The sequence below is a fragment of the Leeuwenhoekiella sp. NPDC079379 genome, from assembly GCF_044542075.1.
Taxonomy (GTDB): Bacteria; Bacteroidota; Bacteroidia; order Flavobacteriales; family Flavobacteriaceae; genus Leeuwenhoekiella.
The window spans coordinates 1-15,893 of record NZ_JBITTU010000009.1; the positions used below are offsets into that span (position 1 = coordinate 1).

A 15,893-nucleotide genomic window follows, 5' to 3' on the forward strand; every position below is an offset into this window, starting at 1 on the left:
TTTATTGTAAAATGAATTTTGAATCTTCGCGAAAATCAAGGCTTAGGGATAAAACGGCCTGTTTGAGCTCTATTTTAAAGACCTAAGTCTTTAAAATAAGCGAGTAGTAATAGCCCGGTCGCTGCACAAAGCAGCGAAAATCAACAAAAGCATCCTACATTATTACTGTAACTCTACACAAATAATTCAATTCATCCTTATTTATTGACATTTGGGTTTCAATAATAATGTAAATAAGTAAGCTAATTTTAAGTTTAGCCGTCTAATCAATATCTAAACACTACTTATGAAAACTACAGTACTTGCAATAGTTTTATTTTTTACAGCTAATTTAATCGCTCAAACATCTACTTCTATAACAGTAACTATAGATAATGCTGTGAGTGATGAGGGCCTGGTGATTTATGGCCTATACCCTCAATAAACTTTTATGAAAGCCTCACCTCTATTTTCTAAAAAAAGCTCTATTGAAAATGGCAAAGCTTCAGTAATCTTCGAAAATATAAAACCTGGATTATATGCTATAGTATGTTTTCAAGATATCAATGGTAATGAACAAATGGATTTTTTCTCTAATGGTATGCCAAAGGAACCTTATGGTTTATCTAATAATCTTATGACTATGGGACCACCTGAGTGGGATGATTGTAAATTTGAAGTTAAGACTGAACCCGTGAATTTAGAAATTAGATTTTAACTCTAATCTAAATGTAAGAATACGAGTTAGTAAAAAATTGTCTTTTTTAAATGACTTTTTTATTAAATATATCGTTTGGTCATTCTATTTTTGACACTATAATATATATGTATGACCATTACGCAACTTAAATATGTTTTGGCAGTAGCCGAAAATCAAAATTTTACCAAGGCAGCAGAAAAAACTTTTGTAACACAGCCTACCTTGAGTATGCAAATACAAAAGCTAGAAGATGAACTGGATATTATTATTTTTGATCGCGGAAAGAAACCAATTGAACTAACTGATATAGGTCGCAAAATTGTAATACAAGCTCGTAATATTGTAAATGAGGCAAACAGGATTACAGATATTGTAGACCAACAGAAAGGATTTATAGGTGGAGAATTTAGACTAGGAGTTATACCTACTGTCATGCCTACACTATTACCTATGTTTCTACGTAATTTTATTAATAAGTATCCTAAGGTAAAATTGAAAATTGAAGAATTACCAACCGAAACAATTATTGAACGACTTGAAGATGGGCATCTAGATGCAGCTATTGCAGCAACTCCACTAAACCTTGATTCTATTAAAGAACGTCCCTTATATTATGAACCTTTTGTAGCTTATATTCCTTCAAATCATAAATTACATTCTGTAGAGAAAATAACCATAGAAGATTTAGACCTTAATGATATGTTATTATTAGAAGATGGTCATTGCTTTAGAGATGGTGTGATTAATTTGTGTAAAGCAAACCGAAATTATGAAAAAGATACCTTCTCTTTAGAAAGTGGTAGTTTTGAGACTTTAGTGCGACTTGCTAATGAGGGTTTAGGAATGACACTTCTGCCTTACCTACATACACTTGAAATTAAAAATGAAGAGAAAAAATATTTACATTTTTTCAAAGATCCTGCACCCGCAAGAGAAGTTAGCTTACTCTATCACAAAAGCGAATTAAAAATGCAAATAATAGAATCATTGAGAACTACCATTGCCGGTGTAGTTAAAGGAGCTATTACTTTTCAAAACGTTCAAATAATTAGCCCTATTCCTCAGAAACTAAATAATTAAGATCATAAGAAAGGGCTTCTAAATAGAAGCCCTTTTTTGTAAATTTCATTTTATACACTAAGATAAATCATGCATTGATTAAGTTCTGGATTAGTTTTGGTTATTTCTTGAATCCAGACCCGAAGTTCTTCTATTTCGTAAGGGAGTAGTCGTTTTGCAGCCTTCTGTAATTCTTTGCAGAAAAGTACACTATCAAAACTTACTTTTTTTAAGATCGTCTTAGTATACTCAAACATTGCTCTTGCCATATTCGAATTAATTTAAGTTAGAAAATTTTTTGAGTAGTTTTAAATCAAAAGCAGTTTATTAAGATATTTCTAAATTTACTCTATTAATTCTAAAAATACTGTTAAAATGTGATGTGTACATTTAAAATATTTAGTTTAAAATCTGTTATCTCCATCAAGTAAATCACCAAGACCACCTAATAGACTCCCTTCTCCTTTATCTTTCCCACTCATTTGTGGAGCAGAAGCTAAAACTCGTTTTGCTAAACGGCTAAAAGGAAGCGACTGAATATATACAGTACCGGGACCGGTTAGAGTAGCAAAAAAGACCCCTTCGCCACCAAATAATGTATTTTTTATACCTCCTACAAATTCAATATCGTAATTTACCGTGTGATCAAAACCTATTATACAGCCAGTATCCACTTTCAACTTTTCTCCTGCGTGTAATTCTTTAATAAATGTTGTACCACCTGCATGCACAAATGCCATACCATCACCTTCTAGTCGTTGCATTATAAATCCTTCTCCACCAAAAAGACCACGACCTAATTTCTTAGAAAATTCTACTCCTATTGAAACCCCTTTAGCTGCACAAAGAAATGCATCTTTCTGGCATATAAACCTCCCACCATTTTTAGTTAAATCTATAGGAATGATTTTACCTGGGTACGGAGATGCAAAACTTACTTTTCTCTTACCAACAAGGTTATTATAAAATACCGTCATAAACATGCTTTCACCGGTAAGTAGTCGCTTACCTGCACCAAATATTTTATTTAATAAACCGGTATCATTTTTAGAGCCGTCCCCAAAAATAGTTTCCATTTTAATACCGTCTTCCATCATCATAAAAGTTCCGGCTTCAGCAATAACGCCTTCTTGTGGATCTAATTCGATCTCAACATATTGCATTTCTTCTCCAAAAATCTGGTAATCTATTTCGTGTGCAGTCATCTTAATATTTCGTTTTTTGATTAGATTGATTCTACTAATAAGTACGAGATATAAGCGAAATGTTACAGAAGTATTTTATTCTAATTAATTTTTCAATCCCTGAATCTCTTTTGTTTTGAAAGAAGGAGTAACGATTTTAGTTTTTACTCTTCACTCTAACAGTCCACTGAAAATCAAATGTACTAACGGTTATCCCTTCTTTATTTGTACCTACACTTTGCATCCAAAATGTTTGTCCCTCACCGGTCGCAATTGTTTTTTGAATTGCTTCTTCAATTTTATGACCGTCATTACATGTAAAAGTGATTTTGCCGGTAGCTTTTTTTGTGAATGAAGCTTTGTTATTTGCCACCAGCATAGAAATTTTATGACCACTTTGCTTAATTTGATCTATAACCATTGCTCCGGTACTTAACTCTGCAGCCATACCCTGCACTGCCCAAAACATAGAATTAAATGGATTCTGATTAATCCATCTATGAGTAACTGTGGTAATAGCTGTTTGAGCCGTTATAGATTTTATACGCACCCCGCATAACCAAGCCGAAGGTAGCTTAAAAAGTATAAAAGTGTTGAATTTACTAGGTGTTACAGACATAATTAGAGTGTTATTTTGTTCAAAAATAGGCTTAACATTTCAGTTGAGTAAATTTCTTTTTTGTTAATATAAAGTTAAATTTAAGTACTATGCAATACAAAATACCTGTCTTTGTATATATATTTGCATAAGAAAATAATAAGCAATGGAAACTAGTATTACAAATCATCAGAAAAACGTAGCGACATTTATTCATTTATCTGTATTTGCTCAATTTATAATTCCGTTAGGAAATTTTATAGCGCCACTATTAATTTGGGCGGCTTTAAAAAAAGAATCGATCTATGTAGATAATCACGGGAGACGTGCTCTTAACTTTCAAATGAGCACTACTCTCTATGCCATTGCCATAATACTTATCGCGATACCCTTTATTTTATGGCAAGCAATTAATGCCTCAGATAAATTGGGGAATATTCCTGAACAATCTTTTGAGAGTTTTATTATTCCAAATGATGCTATAGGTTTAATTGTAATAGGGGTGGTCTTCGGGATACTACTATTGGCTCTTTGCATTCTTTCACTCTTCTCAGTCATTTCTGCTGCAGTAAGTGCTAGCAATGGAGAGATCTATAAATACCCTCTTAGTATAAACTTTTTAAAACCGCTTAGTGTTTCTAATGAGGAAACACCTTTAGACTCATCACCTAAAGCTTAAGCAAAATTATTTCACCATAGTGGTGAGTCAAAAACGAACAGTTATTAATCGCTTAACAATGAGAATCTATGAAGATTGAAAACACAAAAGCGCAAATGCGTAAAGGTGTTTTGGAGTATTGCATCTTATCTATATTAAAAGATGAAGATGCCTATGTTGCCGAAATACTAGACACGCTAAAGGACGCCAAGTTACTGGTAGTTGAAGGTACAATTTACCCACTACTTACCAGACTTAAAAATGCCGGCTTACTTAACTATCGCTGGGAAGAATCAACCAGCGGGCCGCCTCGTAAATATTACGGACTCACAGACACCGGAAAGCTCTTCTTAAATGAACTATCATCAACCTGGGACGACCTTCATAAAGCCGTTCAACTGGTAACCAATCATAAAGCTAAAAACAATGAATAAGACAGTTAATATTAATCTAGCAGGTCTATTTTTTCACATAGATGAGAATGCTTATGCAAAATTACAACGCTATCTCGACGCAATTAAAAGATCGTTTACAGACGCACAGGGTCGTGAAGAAATTATTCAGGATATAGAAGCACGTATAGGTGAACTTTTTAATGAACGGGTAAAAAACGAACGTCAGGTAATAGGGCTTACCGAAGTTGACGAAGTCATTAATATAATGGGACAGCCCGAAGATTATCGTCTTGATGAAGACCTTTTTGAAGATGAGCCTGCGCCTACATATACTGCGAACACCTCTAAAAAATTATATAGAGATACAGATAACTCATACCTGGGTGGAGTTTGTGCTGGTTTAGGTCATTATTTTCAGATTGATGCGATCTGGATTCGTTTAGCCCTAATCCTATTAACAATTTTCTCTTGGGGTGGTTTCATACTAATCTACATTGCTTTTTGGATATTTGTTCCTGTAGCTCGTACGACTTCAGAAAAACTTGAAATGCGGGGAAAGGCCGTGAACATAGACAATATACAGCGTAAAGTAAAAGAGGGTTTTGACACTGTTGCAGATTCTGTAAAAAATGTTGACTATGTTAAATATGGCAATCACGCCCGCAAAGGAGCAGATTCTTTGGCGACAAGTCTGGGCACATTTGTAATGTTTATCCTCAAGGTATTTGTGAAATTCATAGGCATACTACTTGTTATAATAGGTGGCTCTACTTTAATCGCCCTGTTTGTAGCCTTAGTATCTGCAGGGACACTAGATGTATTTGGACAACAAGGTAGAATTCTAGGTTATGCAGAGATGGTAAACACATCAGGAGCTCCTATATGGTTAATTACAGTGCTTACTTTTTTAGCGGTAGGAATACCATTCTTCATGTTGTTTTATCTAGGATTACGCATCTTAGTTAATACTTTAAAAAGATTAAGCCTAACGGCGAAATTATCTCTATTGGGTTTGTGGTTAATCTCGTTAATTGCGATTGCAGTTTTAGGTGTACGACAAGGTATGGCTACTGCTGTTGATGGAGAAGTCTTAATTACTGAAGTTATTGCAGTTAATCCTACAGATACCCTAAAGGTAAAAATGGTAACGCAGAACCAGTATGGTGCAGACAAATACCACAATACAAGCTGGAAAATACGCACAGATGCAAATGGAAAAAAAGTAATTTATAATAGAGATGTAAACCTAAGTATTCAAAAAAGCGATTCGCCTGAAGCGAAACTCATTATCAAAAAGAATGCCCAGGGAAGCTCTTATGAAGAAGCCGAAGAGCGCGCTGGCACTATTTACTATAACTTTAAGTATGAAAATGGTACTTTATTACTAGATAACTATTTTGTAACTGAATTAGCAAGTAAATTTAGAGATCAAGAAGTAAATCTAATTATTGCAATACCAGAAGGAATGACTTTGCTAACAGATGAAAACATCTCTTCCTATCACAGAAGCAGATATTCAGATTTACTCGATCACGATTACATAGGGTATTATACGATTATGCAATCTAATGCCCTTGAATGTACAGATTGTCCTAAAGAAGAATTAGAAGATATAAACGATTGGGAATATTCTGAATTAACAACTGATACAACTTCAACAGATGGTGTTTATGAATACAAAGCTAAAGTTTCTCCTAAAAAAGATGGGGTTATGGTTAAGCAGAAAGAAATTATAGATAGTGTTTATACGAAACAGGACTCAATAAATTAAAATCACTCATCAATCAAAATCAAATATTATGACCACTCTAATTAAATTAATCATAGGTACACTAGTAGCACTTGTAATGACCTCGTGTAATTTCAATTTTGAAATGGGACAAGTTAATGGTAACGGAAATGTTGTTACTAAAAACCTCAACTTGAGTCAGGAGTTTTCTAAAATTCACAGTAGTAATGGTTGGGACATAATTTTAGAAAAAGGAACTACATCATCTGTTGTAGCAGAGATGGACGAAAATCTTCTTGAATACCTAGATGTTCACTTTGAAGGCAATACATTGCGTATAGAGACTACAGACAATTCAAACATTGGGAATGCTACATCGCGTAAAATTCATGTAACCTATACACAATCTATTGAAGAGATCAAAGCAAGTAGCACATCTAATATTACAGCTACCGAAGCTTTAACAGGAGATCGTATAAGTTTTGATCTGTCAAGCGCAGCAACGGTAAAACTACCGGTAGAAATTCGTGAAATTATTGCAGAAGCCAGCAGTGCTGCAACATTAGATCTTGAGGGTGAAGCACAAACGGTTCGTTTTGATGCAAGTTCTGCCGCTACGATTAATGCCAAAGACCTAAAGACTGAATTTTGCGATGCAGAAGCTTCAAGTGCAGGTAGTATTCGAGTCTATGCTTCTAAAGAAATATCTTCTAAAGCTTCAAGCGCCGGCGACATAGATTACTGGGGATCTCCTAAAAAGGTAGCGGTAATTGAAAGTTCTGGTGGCAATATAAGCAAACAATAAAATCATCATTCATCAATCAATCATAAAAGCCACAGAATACGTGGCTTTTATTATATTTGGTCTTTTCCAAAAACAAAAGATTGACCTTCTTAAAACTGATTAGATATAAAAATCTGTTGTTGATTATATTAACACAGGTTCTGGTTCATTACGGCTTTTTAAAGGCATTGCATTTACCTGTACTTTTAAACCATTTTAATTTTACACTATTAGTACTTGCAACAGTATGTATTGCTGCTGCCGGTTACATTATTAATGACTTAAATGACGTTGAAAGTGATTTAATTAACAAACCCTCAAAAACCTATATCCCCCACTATTTTTCAGAAAACTTTGCATTTAATAGTTATCTCGTTTTTAACATTGGTGGAGTAGGTTTAGGCTTTTTATTATGTAATCGTCTGGGGTTATCTAATTTTACTACTGTGTTTGTACTAATTTCAGCATTGCTGTATGTTTATGCAAACTTTTTAAAAAGAGTAATTCTCATTGGAAACCTAGTAGTTAGTCTCGTGGTAGCTTCAGCTATTTTTATACTTCTAATATTTGATATTTTACCTTTTTTAAACAGTTTTCAAAAAGAATTACTTACTCCATTTTCAGTCGTACGTGATTATGGGATTTTTTCCTTACTACTAAATTTTCTAAGAGAAATCGTTAAAGATATTGAAGATGCAAATGGCGATTATGCTGTGGGTATAAAATCACTGCCTATTGTTTTAGGTCTGGAGCGCACAGCAAAGATAGCTGGCTACATAAGCGTTGTTTACATTTTTACAATATTAGGCTATATCTATTTGTATGTGCAAACCAATGTTTGGTTATTCCTGTATTTAGTATCCGCGGTGATTGTTCCGCTAGTAATATTTTGTATTAAAGCCAGGTATGCAGATAAAAAGAAACACTACGCATATATGTCAAGAATATTGAAGTTTATTATGTTTACCGGCATCCTCTCTTTAGGTGTATTGACTTTGACTCTAAAGTTTAAATGATTAACGAACCAAACCTTATAAGTATGCTCCCAAACCTACTGAAAACTAATAAAATCATTCTAGCATCCCAATCGCCAAGACGTCAGGAACTACTAAGCGCTCTTGAGATCGACTTTGAAGTTCGTTTAAAACCGGTTGAAGAAACCTATCCAGAAGGAATGCAACCTTTTGAAATCGCAGAATTTATTGCACAGAAGAAAGCTGCAGCCTTTTCTCAAGACTTAAAGGAAAACGAAATACTCATCACAGGCGATACACTTGTTTTTAAAGATAATCAAGCTCTGGGTAAACCTAAAGATGCACAACAAGCAACTCAGATGCTTCAGTTATTAAATGGTACAAGTCATCAGGTTATTTCTTCAGTCTGTGTGACTACAGTTAAACAACAATTAACCACACATGACACTGCTACAGTACACTTTATAAAGCTTTCAGAAGAAGAAATTGAGCATTACATTAAAATCTATAGACCTTTTGACAAAGCAGGTGCATACGGCATTCAGGAATGGATAGGTCACATCGCATTAGAAAAATTAGAAGGATCCTATAATACGGTTATGGGACTACCTACTCAAAAATTATACACACTACTGAAACAAGTTTTAGAGCACTAAATTTATTCTTAAATAATGATTATTTTAACTATCAAAAAATGCTCTTTTTAGATGTTTTAGTTTTGTTAAAGAAACCGTAAAGGAATCTTCTTAGATGCCGTTTTACCTATCTTTGAAACTACCTGTTCTAACATTAAAATACTTATTACATGCGCTTTTTAATCGCTCTTCTTTGCTGCGTTACGTTACAAATGCAGGCTCAAAAACCAAAAAAGCCATCCTCTTCAGAAATTTATGAGCAACTTGAAGGCCTAAACTTTTTAGGTACAGCGCTCTATTTTGCAGCGCATCCAGATGATGAGAATACTGCAATGATTTCTTATCTCGCTAATACCGTACACGCCCGTACCGGATACCTCGCTTTAACACGAGGTGATGGCGGCCAAAACTTAATAGGCCCAGAAATTAGAGAACTACTGGGCGTTATACGCACTCAAGAATTATTAGCTGCTCGTAGTACAGACGGAGGAGAACAACGTTTTACCCGCGCTAATGATTTTGGTTATTCAAAAAATCCCGAAGAAACCTTAGCCATTTGGGAGCGCGATCAGGTTCTTAGTGATGTAGTATGGGCCATTCGTAATTTTAAACCAGATGTCATCATTAATCGCTTTGATCACAGATCTCCAGGCACAACACACGGGCATCATACAACATCTGCAATGCTGAGTGTACAGGCTTTTGACCTTGTAAATGACCCAGAGGTTTTTCCAAAACAATTAGAACTTACAGAAACTTGGCAACCCAAGCGTTTATTTTTTAATACCTCCTATTGGTTTTATGGTGGGCAGGAAGCTTTTGACAATGCAGATAAAAGCAATCTTGTTAAAGTTGATGTTGGCAGCTACTACCCAAGCTTTGGTTTAAGTAATACCGAAATTTCTGCGTCAAGTCGTAGTCAGCATAAATCTCAGGGTTTTGGTAATACAGGTTCTCGTGGAGATCAAATAGAATATTTAGAACTTTTGAAAGGAGACTACCCACAAAATGGAAATCTTTTTGAAGGTATAGACACTTCTTGGAATCGTGTAAAAGGAGGAGCTGCTATTGGAAAAATTCTTGAAGCGGTTGAAAAAAATTACGATTTTAAAAACCCAGCAGCGAGTTTACCTCAGCTTCTAGAAGCGTATGAACTGATTAAAAAACTCAAAGATGCACATTGGCGCGATTTAAAAATCACTCAAATTACTGCTCTAATTAAGGCCTGCGCAGGATTGTATCTGGAAGCTACAACCGGTCAGCAAACGGCTGTCGCAAATGAAACGATTGCTGTGAATTTTGAAGCCATCAATCGTAGTGATTTCCCAATAACGTTAGAAAATATTGTTTTAGAACCTTCCGGCGAAAAATACGATGTAGCCGAGCCACTTAGATCGCTAAACTTCAATAAACGTTATAATATGCAGCAAAAATTCAATACAGGTGCTGCCGATCTTACCACTGCCTACTGGCTGAAAGAAGAGGGTTCTGTGGGGATATATAAAGTAACCGATCAACGATTGATCGGTTTACCGGAAACACCAAAAGCGTTTAAAGCTGTTTTTAATCTTAAAATGGGCGGAGTTACCATTCCGGTTACAACAGATTTGGTTTACAAATACAACGACCGCGTTGACGGCGAAGTTTATGAACCTTTTGAGATAGTCCCAAAAGCTTCGGTAGCCGTGAAGGATCCCGTTATCATTTTCGCGAATGCGGAACCCAAAAAAATCACAGCTGAAGTTACCGCCTACACTTCAAATCTATCAGGCACCGTTGGTTTAAACGTTCCGTCGGGCTGGACTGTAAGCGCTCCGCAAAAGCTTGCTATTGCTCAAAAAGGAGAAACAAAAAGTTATGCTTTTACCGTTACTCCTCCCAAGAATGCGAGTGAAGGAATTCTACAACCTCAACTTCAATTAAATGATAAAACGCTAACTACTAAAATCACTAAAATTGATTATGAGCACATACCCCTACAAACGCTCGTACTCCCATCTACTAATAAGTTGGTACGTCTTGATATCGCAAAAAAAGGAAACTATATTGGCTACATAGCCGGTGCCGGTGATGCCATCCCTGAAAGTCTGGAGCAAATAGGATATCAAGTTGCTCAACTTAATATTAATGATGTTACAGCAGAATCTTTGAAGCAATTTGATGCGGTAGTTATGGGTATTAGAGCTTATAATATTTTAGACGAACTCAAATACAAACAACCCCTATTGCTAGATTATGTAAATAATGGGGGTACGATGGTGGTACAATATAATACCGCCCGGGGTTTCAACTTTCCTAATCTCGGGCCATATCCACTAGAGTTGAGTAGCAATCGAGTTACCGATGAGTTTGCTAAAGTGACAATAATTGATCCTTCAGCAGAGATTTTAAATGTTCCTAACAAAATAACAGCTAAAGACTTTGAAGGTTGGGTACAGGAACGTGGTTTATACTTTCCTGTAAATTGGGATGAAGCATATAAACCCTTAATTTCTATGCACGACAAAGACGAGAACCCAAACGAAGGTAGCTTGCTTGTGGCAAAATATGGTAAAGGTCATTATATTTATACCGGTCTCAGTTTTTTTAGAGAACTCCCCGCAGGAGTTTCTGGAGCATACCGTCTATTTACAAATATGCTTTCAATAGGAAAAAACGACCAAAAAATTAAACAATGATGCAACCTAAAAAAGAAGGATGGTCTAAATACTATACACTAGTACTTATACTCAATGCCGTGTATATCATTTTGTTTTTTTTATTAATGAATTATTATACGGCTTAGTATGCAAACTATAGATTGGATTGTACTGGTTGCGACGCTTGCTTTTATTGTTATATATGGTGTTTACAAAACACGGGGACGCACTAATGTGCAAGATTATATACGTGGCGGTAACGAGTCTAAATGGTGGACGGTAGGGCTGTCCGTTATGGCGACACAAGCCAGTGCGATTACCTTTTTATCAACTCCGGGCCAGGCTTACAATGATGGTTTAGGCTTTGTTCAATTCTATTTTGGGTTACCTATCGCAATGATTGTAATCTGTATATTCTTTATTCCTATTTATTATAAGCTCAATGTTTATACTGCTTATGAGTATTTAGAAAGCAGATTTGACCAGCGTACACGCTCTCTAGCATCAGGTTTATTTTTATTATCTCGCGGACTAGCCGCAGGTATTACCATATTTGCTCCCTCTATTATTTTATCTGCTGTTTTAGGATGGGACTTAAATACACTCAATATCATAATAGGACTTCTTGTAGTAGTGTACACAATTTCAGGAGGAACAAAGGCTGTTACTGTTACACAAAAACAACAAATGGGCGTGATTTTCTTGGGTATGTTTGTTGCTTTCTTTTTAATTATAAGCTACTTGCCACAAGATATCAGCTTTAATAACGCTTTAGAAATTGCAGGAGCAAGTGGTAAGCTTGATGTTCTTGATTTCTCATTTGATTTTAACAATCGTTATACTTTCTGGAGCGGTATCTTAGGAGGTACATTTTTGATGCTTTCTTATTTTGGGACAGATCAGAGCCAGGTGCAGCGCTATTTAAGTGGTAAATCTGTTCGGGAAATGCAACTTGGGATGATCTTTAATGGTCTATTAAAAGTACCTATGCAATTCTTTATTTTGCTTGTAGGGGTTATGGTTTTTGTTTTTTATCAATTTAATCCTACGCCTCTAAATTTTAATCCCGCTGCAACAAATGCAGTCGTAGGCACACCTTTTGAAAAAGAATACAATGCACTTCAGAACAAATTAAATGAGCTTCGGTCAGATAAATCTGAACTCAGTTATTTAGTTGCAGAAAATGCTTCAAAGCAAATCACAGCAGCAAATGGTGAGCAAATTACCACAGCTCTAGCCTTGGCAAATCTTAATAAAGAGGAAAAAACACTACGAGAAAAAGCCCGTATGGTCATAAATCAGGCAGATCAAAATGTAGAAGTTAATGACAAAGATTATGTCTTTATTCATTTTATACTTAATAATTTACCCCGAGGTCTTATAGGACTTCTACTTGCTGTAATTCTATCTGCAGCGATGTCATCTACTGCATCAGAACTTAATGCCCTCGCAGCAACGACCACGGTAGATTTTTACAGACGTAATCTAGATGAAGAAAAAGAAGAATCTCACTTTGTTGATGCTACAAAGTGGTTTACACTCAGTTGGGGAATTCTTGCAATTTTAATCGCATGTACGGCCAATCTTTTTGACAATTTAATACAGTTAGTAAATATAATTGGCTCCATATTTTACGGTACGATTCTAGGTATATTTATGTCGGCCTTCTTTATTAAAAAAATTCAGTCTAAAGCTGTTTTTATCGCTGCGATACTTACTCAACTTATTGTCATCATATTATTCAGTTTAGATAAATTAGAATACATACAATTACCGTATTTATGGCTCAACTTTATAGGTTGTGCTTTAGTCATTTTAATTGGGCTGACTTTACAAACTACTTTGAAAGACAGTCCTAAAACAGAGCTATTAGAGTAATGAAAACAATACATTGGGGAATTTTGGGACTTGGTAAAATCGCAAATAGTTTTGCTACAGATATGCAACACGTAAATGATTCTGTTGTTTATGCAGTAGCGTCACGATCTCAAGAAAAAGCAGATCAATTTAAAGCTAAATACAAAGCAACAAAATGTTACAATAGCTATGAGCAGCTCGCAAAAGATCCTGATGTTGATGCGATATATATAGCTACACCTCACGTGCGTCATTATAAAGATACGCTGCTTTGCCTTTCTCACGGAAAAGCGGTGCTCTGTGAAAAACCTTTTGCTATGAATTTGCATCAGGTTGAAGAAATGATTTCTGTAGCTAGAGCTAATAATGTTTTGTTGATGGAAGCATTATGGACTCGTATGATGCCACATTTTAAATTTGTAAAGGATGAGTTAGAATCCGGAAAATTTGGAACGGTAAAAACACTTAATGCTGATTTTTCATTTAAAGCTGCGGTCGATCTACAAGGCAGATTGTACAATAAAGAGCTTGGAGGAGGCTCCCTACTAGATATAGGTATTTACCCTGTTTTTTGTGCGCTCGCCCTATTAGGAACTCCTGACGTAATTACTGCTAAAGCTAAAATAGGAAAAACTGAAGTTGATGAAGAAATTGAAATAACCTTTAATTACAATTCAGAAACACAAGCTTTTCTATCTTCTAGTATTTTAAAGGATACACCAACCACAGCTACACTGGTATGTGATAATGGCATGATATACTTACATAGTAAATTTCACCATACAGATAAGGTTACTACGATTTTAAATGGCGTAAAAGTCGAACACAATTTTAGATATACCGCCAAAGGATATCATTTTGAAATTATACATTTTGCAGAACTTCTGAGAGCGCACAAAATAGAGAGCCCGCTTATGTCTTTTGATTTTAGCAAAACACTCATTAATACCTTAGATGAGATTAGAGAATTAGTAGGATTACACTACACATAAAAAAAGCCGTAAATCATCAGATTTACGGCTTTAACTAATCATAAATTTTTAATTACATTGCTCCCCACTCTTTTAAAGAGTCGGTATTCATTTTAATGTAATCTCCATTACCAGCTTCTTTCGCTCCTGCCAATGATTTTTTAGCCGCTTCTATTGCCGCTTTCTTATCACCTGCTTTAGCTAAAATTAAAGACTGCTGACGTAATTCCCAGAAACGTGGCGTTTCTTTCATACTCATAGCCATATTCATCCATGTTTTTGCTTTCTCTATATCTTTTCCGCTATTTAGGTAATATACTGCTGCATTAAAATAATCTCCGGCAGCTGGTCCTGATAATGCCTGGTCAATGCTAGTCATTACTTCCTGATCTGTCATAACACTAAACTTTACAGGTACAACTGTATCATCCCATAAAATATTTAAAACTGCACTGTCTGCCATTACATCGTCTATTAAAATTGTAAATGTTTCCATAGACATAGGCATTTGTACAGGCTCCACCATTGTGCGTAAAGCGATTTTACTATCTTCAAATTCTGTAATTAAAGGGTTTGAATCATCTGTATAGAAAATAACCTCCCACATATCTGCTCCAGGAATCGTATAAATGCTGTAAGTGCCTTTAGAAAGTTCTTTATCAGCAATTATTATAGATTTATCAATTGTAAATTTTGTAGTCGCATTAGCGCCTGTTCTCCAGATTTTTCCATAGGGTACTAAATTTCCAAAAACTTCACGACCACGCATATTAGGGCGCGAGTAATCTAAGGTAACGGTTGTAAGACCTACCACTTGTTCCATTTTTGTATGAGAGCTAGCAGAAGGAGTTTGTATTTGAGCCTGAGTAGTAAGACCCAAAGCAATAAAACATACGAGCATAATTTTTTTCATCTGGTAAAATTTAAGTTTTAGAATTCTGTTAATCAATGTTTTGACATATTGTTACGAGCAGTACAATATAATTTATACAGCTGTCTTATATGTTAACAAATTACTAATTAAACAAATCAATTATGTACAAAACAATACATATCTCCGCTATAAAATTTTCAAAATTCTCTGTATAATCTGAACTAACCAAAAATTAGATTTTAGTTTTGTTTAACTTAAATCGCTTTAACTTAAACAATAATGCCCCTATCTTTACAAAATTCAGAATAGAAGACTTCGGTAAATGCTTTTTTGAAACTACTTATGAAAATTTACAATCTACACAGCATTCAAAAACTACCCATTTCACTTGATGAGGCGTGGGATTTTTTAACTAATCCTAGAAATTTAGAGATGCTCACGCCGTCAGATATGAATTTTAAAGTCTTTGCAGGTGCAGACCGTCCTATGTATGCCGGGCAATTACTTCAATATACTGTAACGCCGCTACCTGGTTTTAATACAAAGTGGGTTTCAGAAATAACAGCCTTAAAAGAAAAAGAATACTTCATAGACGAGCAACGTTTTGGTCCATACGCATTTTGGCATCATAAACATTTTATTAAAGAAATACCTGGTGGTGTATCTATGGAAGATAGTGTAGATTATAAATTACCACTTGGGATTTTAGGAAGAGTAGCACATCCTATTTTGGTCAAATCAAAACTAGATTCCATATTTGAATACAGACAAGAACAATTATTGAAGATGTTTGGGCCCTATGTAGCGCCTAAAAAAGAAGATAAAAGTATTAGCAAACACGACATTTTAAATTAAGT

At 35.1% G+C, this 15,893-nt stretch carries 17 protein-coding genes; 13 read left to right on the top strand and 4 right to left on the bottom strand.

Annotated elements, in window-relative coordinates:
• Nucleotides 1–286 precede the first annotated feature (286 nt).
• The 3 genes from ACIGAM_RS15045 (at nucleotide 287) to ACIGAM_RS15055 (ending at nucleotide 1,759) form a co-directional block, all read left to right on the top strand.
• Entirely contained in the window at nucleotides 287–424 is a 138-nt protein-coding gene (locus ACIGAM_RS15045; RefSeq protein ID WP_396512298.1) for a hypothetical protein, read from the top strand.
• Between the two features lie 6 nt (nucleotides 425–430).
• Nucleotides 431–697 (top strand): DUF2141 domain-containing protein, encoded by a 267-nt coding sequence (locus ACIGAM_RS15050; RefSeq protein WP_396512299.1) that lies wholly within the window; start codon nucleotides 431–433, stop codon nucleotides 695–697.
• A gap of 111 nt (nucleotides 698–808) precedes the next feature.
• Nucleotides 809–1,759 carry a LysR family transcriptional regulator gene (locus tag ACIGAM_RS15055; protein ID WP_396512300.1) on the top strand — a complete coding sequence of 317 codons (951 nt, stop codon included), beginning with the start codon at nucleotides 809–811 and terminating at the stop codon, nucleotides 1,757–1,759.
• A gap of 50 nt (nucleotides 1,760–1,809) precedes the next feature.
• Here the strand turns inward: ACIGAM_RS15055 and ACIGAM_RS15060 are convergent, their stop codons facing one another.
• The 3 genes from ACIGAM_RS15060 to ACIGAM_RS15070 form a co-directional block, all read right to left on the bottom strand.
• On the bottom strand, nucleotides 1,810–2,007 hold the full coding sequence (locus ACIGAM_RS15060; RefSeq protein WP_396512301.1) for a hypothetical protein: 198 nt from the start codon (nucleotides 2,005–2,007) through the stop codon (nucleotides 1,810–1,812).
• A gap of 135 nt (nucleotides 2,008–2,142) precedes the next feature.
• Complete coding sequence (locus ACIGAM_RS15065) at nucleotides 2,143–2,943, bottom strand: TIGR00266 family protein (protein WP_396512302.1); 801 nt, start codon at nucleotides 2,941–2,943, stop codon at nucleotides 2,143–2,145.
• Between the two features lie 136 nt (nucleotides 2,944–3,079).
• A complete protein-coding gene (locus ACIGAM_RS15070; protein WP_396512303.1) occupies nucleotides 3,080–3,541 on the bottom strand; it encodes a DUF4442 domain-containing protein in 462 nt (153 codons plus the stop codon).
• Nucleotides 3,542–3,686: 145 nt separating this feature from the next.
• Here ACIGAM_RS15070 and ACIGAM_RS15075 point away from each other — a divergent pair, with 145 nt between their 5' ends.
• The 9 genes from ACIGAM_RS15075 to ACIGAM_RS15115 all read left to right on the top strand — a co-directional run bounded on the left by ACIGAM_RS15075 (nucleotide 3,687) and on the right by ACIGAM_RS15115 (nucleotide 14,183).
• Nucleotides 3,687–4,199 (top strand): DUF4870 domain-containing protein, encoded by a 513-nt coding sequence (locus ACIGAM_RS15075; RefSeq protein WP_396512304.1) that lies wholly within the window; start codon nucleotides 3,687–3,689, stop codon nucleotides 4,197–4,199.
• Between the two features lie 68 nt (nucleotides 4,200–4,267).
• Entirely contained in the window at nucleotides 4,268–4,612 is a 345-nt protein-coding gene (locus ACIGAM_RS15080) for a PadR family transcriptional regulator (protein ID WP_396512305.1), read from the top strand.
• Entirely contained in the window at nucleotides 4,605–6,344 is a 1,740-nt protein-coding gene (locus tag ACIGAM_RS15085; RefSeq protein ID WP_396512306.1) for a PspC domain-containing protein, read from the top strand. The genes ACIGAM_RS15080 and ACIGAM_RS15085 overlap by 8 nt, the downstream gene beginning before the upstream one ends.
• Before the next feature lie 28 nt (nucleotides 6,345–6,372).
• Nucleotides 6,373–7,107, top strand: coding sequence for a head GIN domain-containing protein (locus ACIGAM_RS15090; protein ID WP_396512307.1), 735 nt, complete (start codon nucleotides 6,373–6,375; stop codon nucleotides 7,105–7,107).
• Nucleotides 7,108–7,187: 80 nt separating this feature from the next.
• Nucleotides 7,188–8,102, top strand: coding sequence for a geranylgeranylglycerol-phosphate geranylgeranyltransferase (locus ACIGAM_RS15095; protein WP_396512308.1), 915 nt, complete (start codon nucleotides 7,188–7,190; stop codon nucleotides 8,100–8,102).
• Between the two features lie 23 nt (nucleotides 8,103–8,125).
• A complete protein-coding gene (locus tag ACIGAM_RS15100) occupies nucleotides 8,126–8,716 on the top strand; it encodes a Maf family nucleotide pyrophosphatase (protein ID WP_396512309.1) in 591 nt (196 codons plus the stop codon).
• Nucleotides 8,717–8,865: 149 nt separating this feature from the next.
• Entirely contained in the window at nucleotides 8,866–11,373 is a 2,508-nt protein-coding gene (locus ACIGAM_RS15105; RefSeq protein ID WP_396512310.1) for a PIG-L family deacetylase, read from the top strand.
• A gap of 108 nt (nucleotides 11,374–11,481) precedes the next feature.
• Complete coding sequence (locus ACIGAM_RS15110; RefSeq protein ID WP_396512311.1) at nucleotides 11,482–13,212, top strand: sodium:solute symporter; 1,731 nt, start codon at nucleotides 11,482–11,484, stop codon at nucleotides 13,210–13,212.
• Entirely contained in the window at nucleotides 13,212–14,183 is a 972-nt protein-coding gene (locus ACIGAM_RS15115) for a Gfo/Idh/MocA family protein (protein ID WP_396512312.1), read from the top strand. Before ACIGAM_RS15110 ends, ACIGAM_RS15115 begins: the two co-directional genes overlap by 1 nt.
• A 52-nt stretch (nucleotides 14,184–14,235) precedes the next feature.
• Here ACIGAM_RS15115 and ACIGAM_RS15120 read toward each other — a convergent pair whose 3' ends face one another.
• Nucleotides 14,236–15,075 (bottom strand): DUF2911 domain-containing protein, encoded by an 840-nt coding sequence (locus tag ACIGAM_RS15120; RefSeq protein WP_396512313.1) that lies wholly within the window; start codon nucleotides 15,073–15,075, stop codon nucleotides 14,236–14,238.
• A gap of 303 nt (nucleotides 15,076–15,378) precedes the next feature.
• On the opposite strand from ACIGAM_RS15120, the gene ACIGAM_RS15125 reads away from it, so the two are divergent.
• Nucleotides 15,379–15,891: a cell division inhibitor gene (locus tag ACIGAM_RS15125; protein ID WP_396512314.1), complete on the top strand. Its 513-nt coding sequence runs from the start codon at nucleotides 15,379–15,381 to the stop codon at nucleotides 15,889–15,891.
• Nucleotides 15,892–15,893 lie beyond the last annotated feature (2 nt).

Excerpts from the sequence above, each read along its gene's own strand:
- ACIGAM_RS15105 (WP_396512310.1), top strand. The coding sequence starts at position 8,866 with ATGCGCTTTTTAATCGCTCTTCTTTGCTGCGTTACGTTACAAATGCAG.
- ACIGAM_RS15085 (WP_396512306.1), top strand. The coding sequence starts at position 4,605 with ATGAATAAGACAGTTAATATTAATCTAGCAGGTCTATTTTTTCACATA.
- ACIGAM_RS15070 (WP_396512303.1), bottom strand. The coding sequence starts at position 3,541 with ATGTCTGTAACACCTAGTAAATTCAACACTTTTATACTTTTTAAGCTA.
- ACIGAM_RS15125 (WP_396512314.1), top strand. The coding sequence starts at position 15,379 with ATGAAAATTTACAATCTACACAGCATTCAAAAACTACCCATTTCACTT.
- ACIGAM_RS15110 (WP_396512311.1), top strand. The coding sequence starts at position 11,482 with ATGCAAACTATAGATTGGATTGTACTGGTTGCGACGCTTGCTTTTATT.
- ACIGAM_RS15090 (WP_396512307.1), top strand. The coding sequence starts at position 6,373 with ATGACCACTCTAATTAAATTAATCATAGGTACACTAGTAGCACTTGTA.
- ACIGAM_RS15075 (WP_396512304.1), top strand. The coding sequence starts at position 3,687 with ATGGAAACTAGTATTACAAATCATCAGAAAAACGTAGCGACATTTATT.
- ACIGAM_RS15065 (WP_396512302.1), bottom strand. The coding sequence starts at position 2,943 with ATGACTGCACACGAAATAGATTACCAGATTTTTGGAGAAGAAATGCAA.
- ACIGAM_RS15045 (WP_396512298.1), top strand. The coding sequence starts at position 287 with ATGAAAACTACAGTACTTGCAATAGTTTTATTTTTTACAGCTAATTTA.
- ACIGAM_RS15115 (WP_396512312.1), top strand. The coding sequence starts at position 13,212 with ATGAAAACAATACATTGGGGAATTTTGGGACTTGGTAAAATCGCAAAT.
- ACIGAM_RS15060 (WP_396512301.1), bottom strand. The coding sequence starts at position 2,007 with ATGGCAAGAGCAATGTTTGAGTATACTAAGACGATCTTAAAAAAAGTA.
- ACIGAM_RS15100 (WP_396512309.1), top strand. The coding sequence starts at position 8,126 with ATGCTCCCAAACCTACTGAAAACTAATAAAATCATTCTAGCATCCCAA.
- ACIGAM_RS15050 (WP_396512299.1), top strand. The coding sequence starts at position 431 with ATGAAAGCCTCACCTCTATTTTCTAAAAAAAGCTCTATTGAAAATGGC.
- ACIGAM_RS15080 (WP_396512305.1), top strand. The coding sequence starts at position 4,268 with ATGAAGATTGAAAACACAAAAGCGCAAATGCGTAAAGGTGTTTTGGAG.
- ACIGAM_RS15055 (WP_396512300.1), top strand. The coding sequence starts at position 809 with ATGACCATTACGCAACTTAAATATGTTTTGGCAGTAGCCGAAAATCAA.
- ACIGAM_RS15120 (WP_396512313.1), bottom strand. The coding sequence starts at position 15,075 with ATGAAAAAAATTATGCTCGTATGTTTTATTGCTTTGGGTCTTACTACT.